The sequence below is a fragment of the Meridianimaribacter sp. CL38 genome (genome assembly GCF_004328055.1).
Lineage (GTDB): Bacteria > Bacteroidota > Bacteroidia > Flavobacteriales > Flavobacteriaceae > Gaetbulibacter_B > Gaetbulibacter_B jejuensis.
Genome location: NZ_QKWS01000007.1, coordinates 52670 through 70229 on the forward strand (window position 1 = coordinate 52670; position 17560 = coordinate 70229).

Consider the following 17560-nt stretch of genomic DNA (forward strand, 5'->3'; position numbering starts at 1 on the left):
ATTCTATTTTACCTTTGGAAAAAATATACAATAGCAAATGACATTTAGAAAACTTAAAATAAGCAATATTGTTTTTTTAGTAATAATAGTTTTAATGCTTATTCCTCAAACAAGGCAACCTATTCAAGTAGCAATTCAGTCTGTGATTTCAAAGTTTAGTCCTTCGGTTATTGATAAAGAAGACCGAAAAAAAATAGAGTATTCTAATTGGAACTTAAGAGATTTAAATGGTAACAAGTTTAATTTTAAGGACGCTAAAGGTAAAGTGGTGTTTATAAATCTTTGGGCAACTTGGTGTCCTCCTTGTATTGCAGAATTTCAGTCTATTCAAGATTTGTGTAATGATTATAACGAAAACGTTTTGTTTTTATTAGTTTCAGATGAATCTCCTGAAGTCATTAACGCATTCTTAGATAAAAAAGGGTATAATATTCAAATTTTTAATCCTTTGACAAAGTATCCTGAAGATCTTAGTTCAAGAAGTATCCCTAGAACATTTATTATAGATAGAGAAGGATATCTTGTGGTTGATAAAAATGGAGCTGCTAATTGGAACAGTGATAAGGTTCGTGAACAGTTAGACGAATTACTTATTAAGTAATTTTGACTGGAAAAACTCAGTTAACACTAAGTTGGTTAAAATTAAGGTGAAAGCATAAATACTGTCTTCAATAGGTATTGTAAAAAGTCTTATGCCCAAATTTTCAGCATCATTATACCAAACCACTTCGTTTTCAATACAACTTCCTGTTAAAATCCCATTCACAATAAAAAAAGGAATAAGCATCACTATAAAGGTTAAATAGTAAGTTCTAAGTAATTGTAAGTTATACTTGATAACTAACAATAGAAGTATAACAGCATAACTAAAATTAACAAGAGTGTACCATTTGCTGTAAAAGAATATGCTCAAAAATAAAAAGAGTATAATTAAACAGTAACTAAGTTTTTTAGTAAAACCTTCAGATAGTTTTTTGTGTGGAAAGTAATATAAAAGTGAATGGTGAGTAAACACACATGCATAAGGAATACAAATAAAAAACAGCCATTCTTCAATAGGTAAACCAAGAAATTTTTGTCCTAAAAAATAGGTGTCGTTAAAACCCCAAAAGCCATTTTGTGTAAATAATACATCCCAAGGAATGTAAAATAGCATAGTTATAGCTATTGAAATAGCTAATGATTTCCAGTATTTGTAAAACTTTAATTTAGGGTGAAAACTAAATAAAAAAGGAATAGATAACGAACCAATATTAAGAAGTAAGTATAAGTAGTTCATAAATTACTTTTTGAAATACTTAAAAGGAACAAACAGCATTCCAAAGCATTCTCCATCACTTTTTCCTAAGTGTTTATGATGCATTTTATGTGCACGACGAATACCTCTAGCGTACCAATTGTTAGCATTTCTAAAGAGCTTAAATCGTTGATGAATAAAAATATCGTGAACAATAAAATAGGTAGCTCCATAAGCAAAAATACCTAACCCAATAGGTAAGCAAAACCAAACGTTTTCATAGCTCCATAAATAAAAGCAAACAATGCTTACAGCTGCATAAAACAAAAAGAAAGCATCATTACGTTCAAACCAACTGTCATGATCTTTTCTGTGATGGTCTTTGTGTAAATGCCATAAAAACCCATGCATGATGTATTTATGGGTAAACCACGCCATAAACTCCATAAAGCAAAATGTGCCTAAAAAAACTAATATCCAGTAAAGTGTTTGCATCGTTTTAAAGTTACAATAAATTCAATTGATATTTAACATAACTCCTGGTTAAGAGTTCAATTTTTTTAGAATTTGAAACCCTAATACGTGTAGACTTTATTTTAAGCGCAGGCGTTTTCTTGAGCTTTTTTAATAATTGGCTGTAATATCTGTAAGCCATGAATACACCAAATTTAGCCTCAATTGGTAACTGTTTAATACCTTCCAAACCTTTGCTAAAATCTTCTTCAATATCATTAATTATATCTTGTTTTGATTGCTCGTCAAGTTTAGATAAATCAGCATTAGGAAAATAACTTCTGTTTAAATCTTCAAAATCGGCCTTTAAGTCTCTTAAGAAATTTACTTTTTGAAAAGCAGAACCCAAACTCATAGCACTATCTTTAAGTTTTTGGTATTTCTCTTCATCACCTTTAACAAATACCTTTAAGCACATTAACCCAACAACATCAGCAGAACCATAGATGTATTCTTTAAACTCGTCTTGTGTTAAATAATCTGTTTTATGTAAGTCCATTTTCATACTTTTCATAAAAGCAGTAACAAGTGCTTTGTCAATATTGTATTTATGATACGTTTCTTGAAACGCATTTAAAATAGGATTCAAGCTAATTTTGTTGTGTATGGCTAGTTCCAGGTCTTTTTCAAACCAATGAAACAAAAATTCTTTATTGTAGTCATGAAAAGAATCTACAATCTCATCAGCAAACCTTACAAAACCATAAATGTTGTAAATGTCTTGACGAATGGATTTAGCAAGCATTTTTGTTGCTAACGAAAAAGAAGTGCTGTACGTTTTAGTAGTAATTTTACTGCACTCATGAGAAACAGTGTCAAATAGAGCTTTCATAATTAAAGAGAATGATGTTTGTTTATTAGTTCTGCAGCCAATTTCCCAGATATTAATGATGGTGGAACACCAGGTCCAGGAACGGTAAGTTGTCCAGTAAAATAAAGGTTGTTAACCTTTTTACTTTTTAATTTAGGTCGTAAAAATGCAGTTTGTAATAGCGTATTGGCCATTCCATAGGCATTTCCTTTATAGGAGTTATATTCTGATATAAAATCATTCACACAAAACGACTCTTTAAAAAGAATATCTTCTTTAACCGATTGAGAAGTTAATGCTTCAAATCGATTGATAATTTTATCAAAATAACTACTTCGTAACGCTTCGGTATCCTCAAGCCCTGGAGCTAAAGGTATTAAAAAAATTCCAGCTTCTTTATCATTAGGAGCAGTAGAATTATCAGTTATTGAAGGAAAACTAGCATAGAATAAAGGTTTTTCTGGCCATTTAGGGTTATCATAAATAGCTTCGGCATGTGTGTCAAAGTCCACATCAAAAAACAAAGTATGATGATTTACATTTTTTAGTTTTTTATTAAACCCAACATAAAATAGGAGTGAAGAAGGAGCAAAAGTCTTTTTGGTCCAATAAGCTTCACTATATTGCCTATAGGATTCTTCAAGTAAAGTTTCGGTATGATGATAATCTGCACCACTTAAAACAATATCACAATTAATTATTTTGCTGCTGTTGGTAATAATGGTATTGGCTTTACCATTATCTACGAAAATCTTTTGAATTGGGTTTTCAGTTTTAATAGTAACACCAAGTTCTTTTGCTAGTTTTTCAAGCGCTAATATTACTTGGTACATACCTCCTTTTGGATGAAAGGTGCCTAATCCAAAATCGGCATAATTCATAAAATTATAAAACGAAGGTGTGTCGCTTGGTTTAGCGCCTAAAAATAAAACAGGAAACTCTAGAATTTGTACTAAGCGTTTATTGCTAAATGCTTTTCTAACATCTTTTTTAATAGTACCAAAAAACTGATTTAATTTTTTAGCTGTTTGTAAATTCACAAGCTCTAGAGGAGAAACTCCAGGGTTATATACCAAATCCTTGATGGCAATATTGTAGTTGTCTTCGGCTTGTTGAATGAACTTTTTAAGTTTTTTAGAGCTTCCTGGTTCTTCTTTTTCAAATGCAATACAGATTTTATCTAAAGTATCTTCAATGGTGATAAAATCATTTTTCCCAAAATAAACACTATATGCAGGATTGAGCTTTTCTAATTGATAATAGTCTTTAGGATGCTTATTAAAATCGCTAAAAAAGCGTTCAAACACATCTGGCATCCAATACCATGTTGGACCAATATCAAATGTAAAACCATCTTTTACATATTGTCTAGCTCGACCACCTATGGTCTTATTTTTTTCGTAAATGGTTACGTCATAACCATACTTAGCTAAGTAACATGACGCAGCCAAAGACGAAAACCCAGAACCTATAATTGCAACTTTTTTCATAAATGTTTAACAAATATAAAAAAAGATTAAACAAAATAAAAATATTTATATTGAGTCTACTAAATTTTTAATGGAAGTGTAGCGTTTAATCTTTTTATTAATTGATGATTCGTCTATTTCTAAAGCTAATCTCCCTAAGATATGTAATTTGTTTTCTTTTTTTAATAATGTATTGTAAAAAGAATTGAGATAATTATCAATATTATCTGTATCAGGTTTTATTGTAAAATAGCTTATAAAGTCTACATGATCATAATGAGTCAGTAAATCTTCAAGACTTTTGCTTGGTACGCTTGCACCTAAATAGATAGTTTGATAACCTAATTTTGTAAGTTCAAAATTTACAAACTGTAAACCAAGTTCATGGATTTCATTTTCAGGAAGAAATAAAGCATAAACTCTGTCATGTTTTTTTATTTCAGCAGTTTGAAATTGCTCAGTATTAACTAATATTTTCTGCTTTATCAGTTCAGAAATAAAATGTTCTTGTGCAGGAGTTATTGTATTGGTTTGCCATAGAAAACCAATTTCTTCTAATAAAGGAATAAATACTTCATAGAAAATTTCTGAAAACGTTTTTTCTTCTTCTAAATTCTTAAATGTATTAATGAAAAGAGCTTTGTCAAAGTTCAATGCAGCTATCTTAAAAGTATTTAAAAGATGGTTTTCATTAGAAGAGATTGCAAGTTCCTTTGCTTTTTCAATAATTTCTTCAGGAGTTAGTTTTGCAATTTTTGAAATCTTTAAACCATTATTGTAAAGAGCAGTAATGTTTAAAAGCTTTTGTAGGCTTTCAATACTGTAAGTTCTAATATTAGTTTCAGTACGGTTGGGAGCTAATAGGTTGTAGCGTTTTTCCCAAATACGTATTGTGTGTGCCTTGATACCCGAAAGGTGTTCAAGGTCTTTGATACTGAATTCGTTTTTAATGTTGTTCATCTTTTACTTAAAAAAACTAAACAAAATTAATAAAAAAGAAGTAATTTAAAAAGTGCGCACGAGAAGACTCGAACTTCCACGACCAAAAACGGTCATTAGGCCCTCAACCTAACGCGTCTACCAATTCCGCCACGTGCGCAAAAATGAAGTGTTCAAAAATAAAAAAAGTTAAGCATTTCGCTTAACTTTTTTTTAGTGACTTGGCTGGGGCTCGAACCCAGGACCCTCTCCTTAAAAGGGAGATGCTCTACCAACTGAGCTACCAAGTCTGCCGTGTTTCTCTTAACGAGGGTGCAAATATAAAACGATTAATTTATTTTCCAAACCCTTTTTTAGATAAATTTTCGTTTTTTTGCATTTCATAATCTTATGGATTTAATAATCAATTTATAACGTAAAAATGAATTTTTTTTTAATTGGATATATGGGCTCTGGAAAGTCTACTATTGGAAGCAAACTTGCACAAGTTTTAGACTATAATTTTATAGATTTTGATGATTATATTCAATTCAAGGAAAAAAAGACTATTACTGAAATTTTTCAATCTAAAGGAGAAATTTATTTTAGAAAAATTGAAAACATATATTTAAAGGAGTTAATAGAAGACACAACTAATACTATTATTTCTCTAGGAGGAGGAACTCCGTGTTATGGAAATAACATGGAACTTATAAAAGCTTCTAAACACGCGAAGAGTATTTATTTAAAGGCGTCTATACCTGTTTTAACTGAGCGATTATTTAATGAAAAGGGAAAACGACCTTTAATTGCTCATATTGATTCAAAAGAAGAGATGGTAGAGTTTATAGGTAAGCATTTATTTGAGCGAACCAATTATTACAATCAATCTGACGCTACAATCCTTACTGATAATAAATCAATAGAAGAAATAACTGAAAAAATTATATTAGAGCTATTTTAAATACGCTTCAAAGTTTTTTCCATCAAGTACAACTTCAACATGCTCTTTTAGAGAAGTAGATAAAGAAATACCTTTAAAATCAGCTTTTACAGGAAACTTCTTATGGTTTCGGTTAACAAGAACTGCCGTTTTAAACTGCTTTAATGGCACGTTTAAAAAATGTTTAACACCATAAATAAGTGTGCTTCCAGAGTTTAAAACATCATCAATAAGAATGATAGATTTATTGGTGTATTCCTCTTCTGAAAGAGATGTTTTTATTTCTGATAACGGATTTTTTTTATCGACAACAACTTTACATAAAGTGGATTTTATATCAGAAATTTTATCAAGATTCGTCTTGAGCTTTTTTGCTAATAAATATCCATTAGTATCAATACCAGCCAAAATAATTTCAGATTCATTTACATTGCTTTCGTAAATTTGATAAGCAATACGTCTTATTTTATGTAAAATTTCTTGATGTGTTAGTATTGTATTTTTAGTGGCTGTCATTTGTAATAGTGTTTTTTCAAAGATAAAGGAGAATTTTCAATACTATTCATTTTCGTCATAAAAATCATCAATATCGCGTCTATCTTTTTTAGTAGGTCTTCCTGTACCTTTTTTACGGTAATAATCCTTAGAATATTTAAGTAGTTCTTGAGCTTCAAAGGCTTCTTTGGGAGTTGTATCAGTTCTATAAATATCAACTAACTTAGCTCCAACTCTGTTAGGAGGTATATCGTTAACTGTTAATTGATAGTTGATTTGATTTTTTCGCAATTCAATTTTATCACCTATATAAACTTCTCTACTGGGTTTTACGACTTGATCATTTACTTTAATATGACCTTTTTTACATGCTTGTGTTGCAATGCTTCGGGTTTTGTAATATCTAACACTCCACAAGAATTTGTCTATCCGCATATTAAAAATATAAAAACTACGTTAATGTTGTTGTACAAAAATATTATAATATTGTATCTTGCGCTAATAAAAATGAGCAATATAAATTCAGGCAAGAGGTCTTGTTTTTGAATTGATGAAAGAAAAATTTACTATTTATGAAAATTAAAAATTACTGTGCTTTACTTCTAGTTCTGGTTTTAGGTTTTACATCGTGTAAAAAAGATGATGATAATGGTTCTACATTTGTTGAACGAGATAGAACAGAACAACAAGTTGCCGATAGAGATTCCTTGCTAGGGTATTTTGAAACTCATTACTATAATTCTTCAATGTTTGAGACTCCTGGAGATTACTCAATTTCTGATATAGAAATTTCTGAATTACCTATGGACGAAAATGGAAATTATTTAGAAATGCCTGATCCAGAAAACAATACTATGCTAAGTGACCCTGGAGTAATTGAAGTACACACAACAACTTTTGCTGATGTTGAGTATGAATATTATATACTTAGATTAAACCAAGGAGGAGGAGATGCTCCAAATTTTTGTGATGATGTAAGGGTAAACTATTCTGGTAATATGCAAGATGGAGATGTTTTTGATAGTACTGTAAACCCTACTCAATTAGATTTAGTTAACTTAATTCCTGGATGGAGAAGAGTAATGCCACAATTTAATACAGCTAGTTCTTTTGTTATAAATGGAGATGGAACTGTAACGTATTCAGATTACGGTTTGGGAGTTATGTTTTTACCTTCAGGATTAGCCTATTTTTCTTCACCACCATTTGGTGTGAATTCTTATTCTAATTTAATATTTAAGTTTGCGTTATACCAAACTGAAATTAATGACCATGATGAAGATGGAGTACCAACTTATTTAGAAGATTTAGATAACGATGACGATATTTTTGATGAAGATACTGATGAAGATGATATTCCTAACTATTTAGATATTGATGACGATGGTGATGGTGTGTTAACGATATATGAAGATATTGATAATGATGGAGACCCAACTAATGATGATACTGATGGAGACGGAATTCCAAATTATTTAGATGCGGATTCAACAGAATCCAATCAAGATGAAGACTAACAAAAAAAGCCGCTTTTAAAGCGGCTTTTTTTATAATCTATTTATTTCTTTTTTATAGAATTAGTGATAAACTTAAGATAAGTTGATCAGGTCTGGTATCAATTCTACTTACAACACCTTCTCCTAAATTGTTTCCAATAAATGTAGCTTCGTTATCACTAAAACCTCTTTCGTATCTTAGGTCAATTCCAAACGATTGAAAGCTTAGTCCAATACCAAAGTTTAATCCAACTGAAAAGTCATCTTCAACTTCGCTAATGCTTATGCCATCAAACTCAGTATCCAAGATATATTGTAATGATGGTCCACCAAAAACACTTACAGGTCCTAAAACTTTAACACCAAATAATAGAGGAGCGTCAATTTTCTGCATAGTGAAATCATCGCTATCGTAATCACTTTTAGTACTAGTGTACATCAGCTCAGGTCTGAAGTAAAACTTGTTTCCAATTTTACCAAAAACACCAATATGATAACCTATGTTTCGGTCTGGGTGTTGTGCATTATCACCAATAGATTCAAAATAATCTCCATTGGCATTATAGTTTAGTCCACCTTTAAGACCAAAGCTGTTTCCGTCTTGAGCAAAAGATAAATTAATTGCAAATAACAGAATTGTAGTAATAACTAATTTTTTCATAATATTCGTTTTTTAGATTTGGATTATAGTATCAAAAACGTTGCCAAACGAATATTATTTTCTTTTCATTACTTTTTCAACAGCATTTATAATAGCAGAACTGTTAAGTCCATATTTGTCCATTAGTTGTGCTGGTGTACCAGATTCACCAAAAGTATCTTGAGTAGCAATAAACTCTTGAGGCGTAGGTTCGTTTTCAGCTAAAACTCTAGCTACACTCTCTCCTAAACCACCTAAATAGTTGTGTTCTTCAGCAGTTACAATGCATTTAGTTTTTGCAACTGAATCTAATATTGCTTTTTCGTCAAGAGGTTTTATAGTATGAATATTAATAACTTCAGCCTTGATACCTTTTTCAAAAAGCGCTTTTGAAGCTTCTAATGCTTCCCAAACTAAATGTCCTGTAGCAACAATAGTTACATCACTTCCTTCAGTAAGATGAATAGCTTTCCCTATTTCAAATTTTTGGTCTTCAGGCATAAACACAGGAACTGAAGGTCTACCAAAACGAAGGTAAACAGGTCCATCATGTTCTGCAATTGCTATAGTAGCAGCTTTGGTTTGGTTATAGTCACATGGATTTATAACTGTCATTCCTGGAAGCATTTTCATCAATCCAATGTCTTCTAGTATTTGATGTGTTGCTCCATCTTCACCTAAAGTTAAACCTGCATGCGATGCGCATATTTTTACATTTTTACCAGAATAAGCTATAGATTGACGAATTTGATCGTAAACTCTTCCTGTTGAGAAATTAGCAAAAGTACCAGTAAATGGAATTTTTCCACCAATAGTTAATCCTGCTGCAATACCCATCATGTTAGCTTCAGCAATTCCTACTTGGAAAAAACGCTCAGGGTTTTCCTTAATAAATTGATCCATTTTTAACGAACCAATTAAATCTGCACAAAGTGCAACAACGTTTGGATTTGTTCTACCTAACTCTGCTAGTCCTGCTCCAAAACCACTTCTAGTATCTTTTTTTTCTGTGTATGTATATGTTTTCATTGTCTTAGTTGTTGCTGCTTAATAATCTCCTAAAGTTTCTGGGTTTTGTGCTAGTCCAATAGCTAACTGCTCATCGTTTGGTGCTTTACCATGCCACGCATGAGTGTGCATCATAAAATCAACACCATTACCCATTACAGTTTTTAGTAAAACACATACTGGTTTTCCTTGACCAGTTTTAGATTTTGCTTCAGCCATACCTTTTAATATAGCTTCAATATTATTTCCTTCTTCAATTTCTAAAACAGTCCATCCAAAAGCTTCAAATTTTTCTTTGACATTTCCCATTGGTAAAACGTCATCTGTAGAACCGTCAATTTGCTGACCGTTTAAGTCAATAGTAGCAATAATATTGTCAACTTTGTTTCCTGATGCATACATTATAGCTTCCCAGTTTTGACCTTCTTGTAACTCGCCATCACCATGTAAACTGTATACTAAATGGTTGTCATTATTTAATTTTTTTGCTTGAGCAGCACCAAGAGCAACGCTCATTCCTTGTCCTAAAGAGCCTGATGCAATACGAACACCTGGTAAACCTTCGTGAGTGGTTGGGTGTCCTTGTAATCTAGAGTTGATTATTCTAAAAGTATTTAGCTCGTCTACAGGAAAGTAACCAGCTCTTGCTAATACGCTGTAATAAACAGGCGAAATATGACCGTTTGATAGGAAGAAAATATCTTCTCCAATACCATCCATATCAAAGGAGTCATTGGTTTCCATTATTTCATTATAAAGCGCTACAAAAAATTCTGTACAGCCCAAAGAACCACCTGGATGCCCTGAGTTTACTTTATGTACCATCCGTAAAATGTCTCTACGAACCTGTGTTACTAAATCTTCTAGTTGTTGTGTGTTTGACATGTTTTTAATCTTAGTTTTTTCTTGATGCAAAAGTAAAGTTTTATACAGATTAATAAAAAGACTTTATGAGCATTTATTAACCAAAATGATGCTTTTGCTAACAATTTTGAATTTATTAAGAAGCACATCACATTTAGTTATTTATCTTTGCCAACTCATTGAGTAAAGCATATGATATTTGAATTAAAGGGAAAAGATAGTCAAAGTAAGGCTAGAGCAGGAAAAATTACTACAGATCATGGTGTTATTGAAACACCTATTTTTATGCCAGTTGGTACTGTGGCTTCGGTAAAAGGAGTGCATCAACGAGAGCTTAAAAACGATATAAATCCTGATATTATATTAGGTAACACCTATCATCTTTATTTAAGACCTCAAACTGATATTTTAGAAAAGGCAGGCGGACTTCATAAGTTTATGAATTGGGATAGAAATATACTAACCGATTCTGGTGGTTACCAAGTGTACTCGCTTTCTGCAAATAGAAAAATTAAGGAAGAAGGTGTTAAGTTTAAATCACATATTGATGGTAGCTACCATACATTTACGCCTGAAAATGTTATGGAAATTCAGCGTAGTATTGGTGCTGATATTATAATGGCTTTTGATGAGTGTACACCTTATCCTTGCGATTATAATTACGCAAAACGCTCTATGCACATGACGCATCGTTGGTTAGACAGATGTATTGCGCATTTAGAAAAAACACCATTTAAATATGGGTACTCACAAACGTTTTTTCCAATTGTTCAAGGAAGCACATACAAAGATTTACGTATGCAGTCTGCTGAATATATTGCTAACTCTGGAGCTTTAGGAAACGCTATTGGTGGACTTTCGGTAGGAGAACCTGCCGAAGAAATGTATGCTATGACTGATGTTGTATGCGGAATTTTGCCTGAAGACAAACCTCGTTACTTAATGGGAGTTGGTACACCAATCAATATTTTAGAAAATATAGCGTTAGGTGTAGATATGTTCGACTGTGTAATGCCAACAAGAAATGCTAGAAATGGAATGTTATTTACAGCTCATGGCACAATAAACATCAAAAATAAAAAGTGGGAAGACGATTTTTCTCCAATTGATGAAATGGGAATAACCTTTGTAGATACCGAATATAGTAAAGCCTATTTGCGTCATTTATTTACTGTAAATGAATTACTTGGTAAGCAAATAGCAACTATACATAATCTTGGTTTTTATTTATGGTTGGTTAGAGAAGCTAGAAAACATATATTAGCAGGAGATTTTAGAAGCTGGAAAGATAAAATGGTAAAACAAATGGATAAACGATTGTAATGTTAAAGATATTAGATTGGTACATACTAAAACGTTACCTGTTTACATTTTTAATGATGTTGCTGTTGTTTATTCCTATTGGGATAACTGTAAATCTTGCTGAAAAAATTGGTAAAATTCTTGAAAAGGAAGTGCCTTTTCCTGCTGTAGCGAAGTACTATCTAGATTTTACAATTTATTTTGCTAACTTATTATTTCCTTTGTTTTTATTCTTGTCAGTAATTTGGTTTACCTCAAAATTAGCCAACAATACTGAGATTACTGCAATATTAAGCTCTGGAGTTTCTTTTTCAAGGTTTTTAAAACCTTATATGATAGGGTCTACAATAGTAGCTGGTTTTGCATTATTACTTGGTTTGTATTTAGCACCTATGGCAAGTAAAGGTTTTAATCAGTTTAAGTATCAATATTTAAAAGGAAATAGAAAAGCGTTTGAAACTCAAGATATTTATAGGCAGATAAACGATAACGACTTTATTTACGTAAGTCGATTTGACCCTAATGCAAAAAGAGGATTTAAATTTACTTTAGAGCATTTTGATGGTAATAAGTTGGAGTACAAAATTTCTGCCGATAATATTACATTTATAGAAAGAGATTCTACTTATAGATTAATTAACTACACAAAGCGAATTTTCAACGAAAACTCTGAGATTATCGAAACTACGAGACGTTTTGATACGCTCTTTTCATTTGATCTCGAAGACCTTACACCTGTTGAGTATATTGCAGAAACTTTTCAATATGGAGAGCTTAACCGTTTCATTGAAAAGGAGAAAAAGAGAGGCTCATCAAACATTGGGAGATATGAAGTAGTAAAGTATAAAAAATGGAGTTTACCAGTTTCGGTATATATACTTACTATTATTGCTGTTGCTGTATCTTCAATTAAACGAAGAGGAGGTATGGGAGTTAATCTTGCTTTTGGTATTACTATTGCAATGGTTTATGTGTTTTTCGATAAAGTGTTTGGTGTAATGGCAGAGCAATCAGATTTTCCTCCCTTGGTTGCAGTTTGGTTTCCAAATGTTATCTTTGGTATAATAGCTATATACCTTCTATATAATGCCAAACGTTAAGCTTAAAAATTATTTACACTTACATTTTTTAGTTTTCATTGCTGGATTTACTGCTATTTTAGGAGAGTTAATAACCATTGGCTCAACTGAGTTGGTATGGTACAGAATGGTTATTGCGGCAGTATTAATGTATGCTTACATAAAGCTAGCAAGAATTCCTTTAAACCTTCCACCAAAAACGATACTCGGTTTTTTTGGTGCAGGTATTATCATCGCTTTACATTGGATTACTTTTTTTGAATCCATTAATCAGGCTAATGTATCAATAGCACTCGCTATGTTTTCTACAGGTGCTTTTTTTGCTTCTTTTATAGAGCCCTTAATTTATAAGCGTAAAATAATTGGTTACGAAATATTCTTCGGAATCGTTGTTGTAGTTGGTGTGTTTTTAATAACCCAGAGTGAAATTCAATACCTTAACGGAATAATTCTAGGCATACTTTCAGCGCTTTTTTCCACAACCTTTGCGGTAATTAATGGCAAGTTTATTGAAAAGCACAACGCTTCTGTAATTTCATTTTATGAATTTTTAAGCGGTATTGTTTTACTGTCGCTATTTATTATTCGTTCTGACAATGCGTTTAACACACAGTTTTTCGCACTATCAAATTCTGATTGGATATACCTCATAATTTTAGGATCAGTTTGTACAGCCTATGCATTTATTGGTTCAGTAGAAGTAATGAAACACATAAGTCCTTATACAGTAATACTTTCGTACAATTTAGAACCAATTTATGGTATTACACTAGCAATTATTTTGTTTCCTGAAACCGAGATTATGAGCCAACAATTCTATTATGGTGCAGCGCTTATTTTTATTACTGTTTTATGGGATGCTTTACTTAAAAATAGAAAAATAGTTAAAAAGAAAAGCAGCTTAACAAGCTAAGACGATTAAAGTTTTTATATTTGTATGCTAACTAAAATTAAACGTAACTTTCAATGGAATATTTAGAATTTGAACTTCCAATTAAAGAGCTTGAAGATCAGTTGCAAAAATGCCAGATAATAGGAGAAGAGAGCGATGTAGATGTTACTGAGACTTGTAAGAAAATTGAAAAAAAGCTAAAAGAGACCAAAAAAGATATATACAAAAATCTTACTGCATGGCAACGTGTACAGTTATCTCGTCATCCAAACAGACCTTATACTCTAGACCATATTAAAGCACTTTGTGGTGATTCATTTCTTGAACTTCATGGTGATAGAAATGTAAAAGACGACAAAGCTATGATTGGTGGATTGGGTAAAATTGGAGACCAAACCTATATGTTTATTGGTCAACAAAAAGGTTATAATACCAAAACTAGACAATACAGAAACTTTGGTATGGCTAATCCAGAAGGCTACAGAAAAGCATTGCGTTTAATGAAGTCTGCCGAAAAATTTGGTATTCCTGTTGTAACCTTAGTAGATACTCCAGGAGCATATCCAGGATTAGAAGCTGAAGAACGCGGACAAGGAGAAGCTATTGCAAGAAACATTTTAGAAATGGCACGTCTTAAAGTGCCAATTATTACCATAATAATAGGAGAAGGAGCATCTGGTGGTGCTTTAGGAATTGGTGTTGGAGATAAAGTATTGATGTTAGAGAACACATGGTATTCTGTAATTTCACCTGAATCTTGCTCATCTATCTTATGGCGTAGTTGGGAATACAAGGAGCAAGCTGCCGAAGCTTTAAAACTTACTGCACCAGATATGAAAAAGCTTAAGCTTGTAGACCAAATCATAAAAGAACCTCTTGGTGGAGCACATACTGATAGAGAAACCACTTTTAAATCGGTTAGTGATGCTATCGTAAAAAATTACGAAGAATTAAAAAACTTATCACCAAAAGAATTAGTAGACCAACGCATGGAAAAATATATGCAAATGGGAGTTTACAAAGGCTAATCCTAATAAAATATAGTATTCAAAAAAACTGAAGTGCTGAACTTCGGTTTTTTTTGTCGCTATTAACAATATATATAAGTTATTAACAGTTAAATTGTTGAAGAACTGTTAAGATTGAAAGTATTAAAATTCTGTTCTTTCTTAACATTTTAGTTACATTCGCATCTTATGAAACAACCAGACCCAATAAAAGGTTATAAAGTAGATAAAAGCACTATCATTAGTTTAGAGAAAGGGAAAATACCTCCTCAAGCTATTGATTTAGAAGAGGTTGTGCTTGGAGCAATGATGATTGATAAAAAAGGGGTTGATGAGGTAATTGATATCTTAAGTCCTGAAGCCTTTTATAAAGATGCTCATAAATATATCTTTGAAGCTATTTTCAAATTATTTGAAAATAGTGAACCTGTTGACTTATTAACCGTTTCTAGTCAACTTAAAAAGGATGCTAAGCTAGATTTGGTTGGAGGTGATTTTTACCTCATTTCATTAACACAAAGAGTGTCATCTTCGGCACATATTGAGTTTCATGCACGTATTATTCTTCAAAAATATATTCAAAGAAGTTTAATTAAAATTTCAAGTGAAATTATTGAAGAAGCTTACGATGAAACCAAAGACGTTTTTGATCTTTTGGACAATGCCGAATCAAAACTTTATGAAGTTACTCAAGGTAACGTTAAAAAATCTACCGAAACAGCTCAAAGCTTAGTAATACAAGCAAAGAAAAAGATTGAAGAGATTTCTAACAAAAAAGGGTTAAGTGGTATTCCTACAGGATTTGATAAACTAGATAAATTAACGTCTGGTTGGCAACCTAGTGATTTAATCATTGTCGCTGCACGTCCTGGTATGGGTAAAACAGCTTTAACGCTTACCATGGCTAGAAACATTGCTGTTGATTTTAACCAACCTGTAGCATTTTTCTCTTTAGAGATGTCATCAGTACAGTTGATTACACGTTTGATTTCTAGTGAAACAGGACTGTCTTCAGAAAAGTTAAGAACAGGAAAGCTAGAAAAACACGAGTGGGAGCAACTTAATGTTAAAGTAAAAACATTAGAAAAAGCACCTTTGTATATTGATGATACACCTTCTCTTTCTATATTCGATTTAAGAGCAAAAGCACGTCGTTTGGCATCACAATATGGTATCAAAATGATTATGATTGACTACCTTCAGTTAATGACAGCAGGAGGAAGTCAAAAAGGAGGAAACAGAGAGCAGGAAATTTCAACAATTTCTAGAAACTTAAAAGCATTGGCAAAAGAACTTAATGTTCCGGTTATTGCTCTTTCTCAGTTATCGCGTGCTGTTGAAACTCGTGGTGGTAGTAAGCGTCCTTTACTATCTGACTTACGTGAATCTGGAGCTATTGAGCAGGATGCAGATATTGTATCGTTTATTTATCGTCCTGAATACTACAAAATTGACGAATGGGACGATGAAGACCGTTCTCCAACCGAAGGACAAGGTGAGTTTATTGTTGCAAAGCATAGAAATGGTGGTTTAGAAAACATCAGATTGAAGTTCATTGGACATCTTGGTAAGTTTGATAATCTTGATGATTTTGACACGCCTTTTGGTAATGAATTCCATAGTAAAATGAATGCTGCCAACGATAACACTTTTAAGCCAGACAACTTCCCGTCAGCTTCTGATGCATTTGGTGCTCCAGAAGACGATGATAACGATGTTCCGTTTTAATATTTAACATTTTCTAACGTATTTTATTACCCTTTATAACAACATTTTAAGCTAAATTTGTTGTTCGGTTGAAAAAGAAAAACGCTCCATGCTAGATCAAAGACGTACTACAAATTTATTATTGCTTATTATAGTAATCCCTTTGGTATTTTACCTTTTAAAGATTTTATCATTCATCTTTATTCCCTTAATCTTTTCAATGTTTATAGCATTATTATTTTTACCATTAATGCGTTGGTTGGGTAAACGTAAGGTGCCAAAATGGATAAGTATAGTTGTTGTTATTCTTTTAATTTTTATAGGTTTAAAAGTAGGTGCAGAACTCATCAAGTTGTCAAGTAAACAAATCATGGCTTCTAATACTGAGTTTTTTGATAAAGCAGAAGTTAAACTTGCTGATGCAAAACTATATTTAGAAGAAACTTTTGGTATTGTTTTTCAGAATGATAAAAACATGATTTCTGGTTTTTTTGAAAAGGATAATATTGGTACAACTTTCGATTTTTTAAGGAAGTTTTTAACCATGATTTTAATGACAGCCTTTTTTGTTGTGCTATGGTTAGCTGAATCTATAAACGTTCATAATGTTTTAAATAATACTATTTTAAAACAAAAACATGCCTCTGTAAAAGCGTTTATGAAAATTGAAAAAGACCTTATAACATTTATAAAGGTAAAGTTTTTTGTAAGCTTACTCACAGGTATTGGTACAGGATTGGCGTGTTTGTTTTTTGATGTGAGTTTTCCAATTTTTTGGGGATTATTTGCGTTTGTAATCAATTTTGTACAAATGGTAGGCTCGTTTATTTCGGTAATACTACTATCAATTTTTGCTTTTGTAGAGTTAGACCCAACAAGTACATTATTCTTCTTTATTGTATCCATTACTGGAGTTCAAGTGCTTTTTGGAGCTATTTTAGAGCCTATTTTTATGGGAAAATCCTTCTCAATAAATATCATTACTGTTTTAGTAATGCTTATGCTTTGGGGTTATATTTGGGGAATTCCAGGTCTTATTATGGCTATTCCAATTACGGTTTTCATAAAAATTATATTGGAACAATTTCCTAATACCAAGAAAATAGCAAACATATTATCTGGTAGTTAGTTGAGCTTGTTCTTATGTTATTTTAGCTAATATTTCCTTAAACCCTTTTA

The 17560-nt window shown here is 31.8% G+C and carries 19 protein-coding genes and 2 tRNA genes; 9 read left to right on the forward strand and 12 right to left on the reverse strand.

The genetic code is table 11. The annotated features are described in order from the left end of the window. Positions 1–37: 37 nt before the first annotated feature. Positions 38–601: a TlpA disulfide reductase family protein gene (locus DMZ43_RS14440; RefSeq protein WP_131509037.1), complete on the forward strand. Its 564-nt coding sequence runs from the start codon at positions 38–40 to the stop codon at positions 599–601. Here the strand turns inward: DMZ43_RS14440 and DMZ43_RS14445 are convergent. The 7 genes from DMZ43_RS14445 to DMZ43_RS14475 all read right to left on the reverse strand — a co-directional run bounded on the left by DMZ43_RS14445 (position 587) and on the right by DMZ43_RS14475 (position 5259). Then, positions 587–1279, reverse strand: a complete 693-nt coding sequence (locus tag DMZ43_RS14445) for a lycopene cyclase domain-containing protein (RefSeq protein ID WP_131509038.1) — start codon at positions 1277–1279, stop codon at positions 587–589. The two genes, DMZ43_RS14440 and DMZ43_RS14445, sit on opposite strands and share 15 nt — an antisense overlap. Before the next feature lie 3 nt (positions 1280–1282). Continuing rightward, positions 1283–1732 carry a sterol desaturase family protein gene (locus DMZ43_RS14450; RefSeq protein WP_131509039.1) on the reverse strand — a complete coding sequence of 150 codons (450 nt, stop codon included), beginning with the start codon at positions 1730–1732 and terminating at the stop codon, positions 1283–1285. A gap of 10 nt (positions 1733–1742) precedes the next feature. Next, positions 1743–2582 carry a phytoene/squalene synthase family protein gene (locus DMZ43_RS14455; RefSeq protein ID WP_129761773.1) on the reverse strand — a complete coding sequence of 280 codons (840 nt, stop codon included), beginning with the start codon at positions 2580–2582 and terminating at the stop codon, positions 1743–1745. A 2-nt stretch (positions 2583–2584) separates the two neighbouring features. After that, entirely contained in the window at positions 2585–4051 is a 1467-nt protein-coding gene (locus tag DMZ43_RS14460; RefSeq protein ID WP_131509040.1) for an NAD(P)/FAD-dependent oxidoreductase, read from the reverse strand. A gap of 45 nt (positions 4052–4096) precedes the next feature. Then, the gene (locus DMZ43_RS14465; protein WP_131509041.1) at positions 4097–4990 is read right to left on the reverse strand and encodes a MerR family transcriptional regulator; all 894 of its coding nucleotides are present in this window, start codon (positions 4988–4990) and stop codon (positions 4097–4099) included. A 53-nt stretch (positions 4991–5043) separates the two neighbouring features. After that, a tRNA-Leu gene (locus DMZ43_RS14470) sits at positions 5044–5129 on the reverse strand. Positions 5130–5186: 57 nt separating this feature from the next. Beyond that, positions 5187–5259, reverse strand: a tRNA-Lys gene (locus DMZ43_RS14475). 131 nt (positions 5260–5390) lie between these two features. Here DMZ43_RS14475 and DMZ43_RS14480 point away from each other — a divergent pair. Next, positions 5391–5912: a shikimate kinase gene (locus DMZ43_RS14480; RefSeq protein WP_131509042.1), complete on the forward strand. Its 522-nt coding sequence runs from the start codon at positions 5391–5393 to the stop codon at positions 5910–5912. On the opposite strand, the gene DMZ43_RS14485 is transcribed toward DMZ43_RS14480, so the two are convergent. Continuing rightward, complete coding sequence (locus DMZ43_RS14485; protein WP_129761777.1) at positions 5904–6407, reverse strand: phosphoribosyltransferase family protein; 504 nt, start codon at positions 6405–6407, stop codon at positions 5904–5906. The genes DMZ43_RS14480 and DMZ43_RS14485 overlap by 9 nt on opposite strands. Before the next feature lie 42 nt (positions 6408–6449). After that, positions 6450–6821 carry an RNA-binding S4 domain-containing protein gene (locus DMZ43_RS14490; protein WP_129761778.1) on the reverse strand — a complete coding sequence of 124 codons (372 nt, stop codon included), beginning with the start codon at positions 6819–6821 and terminating at the stop codon, positions 6450–6452. A 137-nt stretch (positions 6822–6958) separates the two neighbouring features. Between DMZ43_RS14490 and DMZ43_RS14495 the strand changes: the two genes are divergently transcribed. Continuing rightward, positions 6959–7903: an FKBP-type peptidyl-prolyl cis-trans isomerase gene (locus DMZ43_RS14495; RefSeq protein WP_131509043.1), complete on the forward strand. Its 945-nt coding sequence runs from the start codon at positions 6959–6961 to the stop codon at positions 7901–7903. A 52-nt stretch (positions 7904–7955) separates the two neighbouring features. On the opposite strand, the gene DMZ43_RS14500 is transcribed toward DMZ43_RS14495, so the two are convergent. From DMZ43_RS14500 to DMZ43_RS14510, 3 genes are read right to left on the reverse strand one after another with little or no spacing between them, the layout of a single operon-like run. After that, a complete protein-coding gene (locus DMZ43_RS14500; protein ID WP_129761781.1) occupies positions 7956–8543 on the reverse strand; it encodes a porin family protein in 588 nt (195 codons plus the stop codon). A gap of 54 nt (positions 8544–8597) precedes the next feature. Next, positions 8598–9551, reverse strand: a complete 954-nt coding sequence (locus DMZ43_RS14505) for a transketolase family protein (protein ID WP_129761782.1) — start codon at positions 9549–9551, stop codon at positions 8598–8600. Between the two features lie 18 nt (positions 9552–9569). Next, positions 9570–10424 (reverse strand): transketolase, encoded by an 855-nt coding sequence (locus DMZ43_RS14510; RefSeq protein ID WP_255421389.1) that lies wholly within the window; start codon positions 10422–10424, stop codon positions 9570–9572. Positions 10425–10586: 162 nt separating this feature from the next. Here DMZ43_RS14510 and tgt point away from each other — a divergent pair, with 162 nt between their 5' ends. The 6 genes from tgt to DMZ43_RS14540 all read left to right on the forward strand — a co-directional run bounded on the left by tgt (position 10587) and on the right by DMZ43_RS14540 (position 17510). Next, positions 10587–11717 (forward strand): tRNA guanosine(34) transglycosylase Tgt, encoded by a 1131-nt coding sequence (gene tgt / locus DMZ43_RS14515; RefSeq protein ID WP_131509045.1) that lies wholly within the window; start codon positions 10587–10589, stop codon positions 11715–11717. Further along, complete coding sequence (locus DMZ43_RS14520) at positions 11717–12796, forward strand: LptF/LptG family permease (protein WP_131509046.1); 1080 nt, start codon at positions 11717–11719, stop codon at positions 12794–12796. Before tgt ends, DMZ43_RS14520 begins: the two co-directional genes overlap by 1 nt. Further along, entirely contained in the window at positions 12783–13688 is a 906-nt protein-coding gene (locus tag DMZ43_RS14525) for a DMT family transporter (RefSeq protein ID WP_131509047.1), read from the forward strand. Before DMZ43_RS14520 ends, DMZ43_RS14525 begins: the two co-directional genes overlap by 14 nt. A gap of 53 nt (positions 13689–13741) precedes the next feature. Then, the gene (locus DMZ43_RS14530; protein ID WP_129761787.1) at positions 13742–14695 is read left to right on the forward strand and encodes an acetyl-CoA carboxylase carboxyltransferase subunit alpha; all 954 of its coding nucleotides are present in this window, start codon (positions 13742–13744) and stop codon (positions 14693–14695) included. A 168-nt stretch (positions 14696–14863) separates the two neighbouring features. Beyond that, the gene (gene dnaB / locus DMZ43_RS14535; protein ID WP_129761788.1) at positions 14864–16402 is read left to right on the forward strand and encodes a replicative DNA helicase; all 1539 of its coding nucleotides are present in this window, start codon (positions 14864–14866) and stop codon (positions 16400–16402) included. A gap of 88 nt (positions 16403–16490) precedes the next feature. Continuing rightward, a complete protein-coding gene (locus tag DMZ43_RS14540; RefSeq protein WP_129761789.1) occupies positions 16491–17510 on the forward strand; it encodes an AI-2E family transporter in 1020 nt (339 codons plus the stop codon). Positions 17511–17560: the final 50 nt, after the last annotated feature.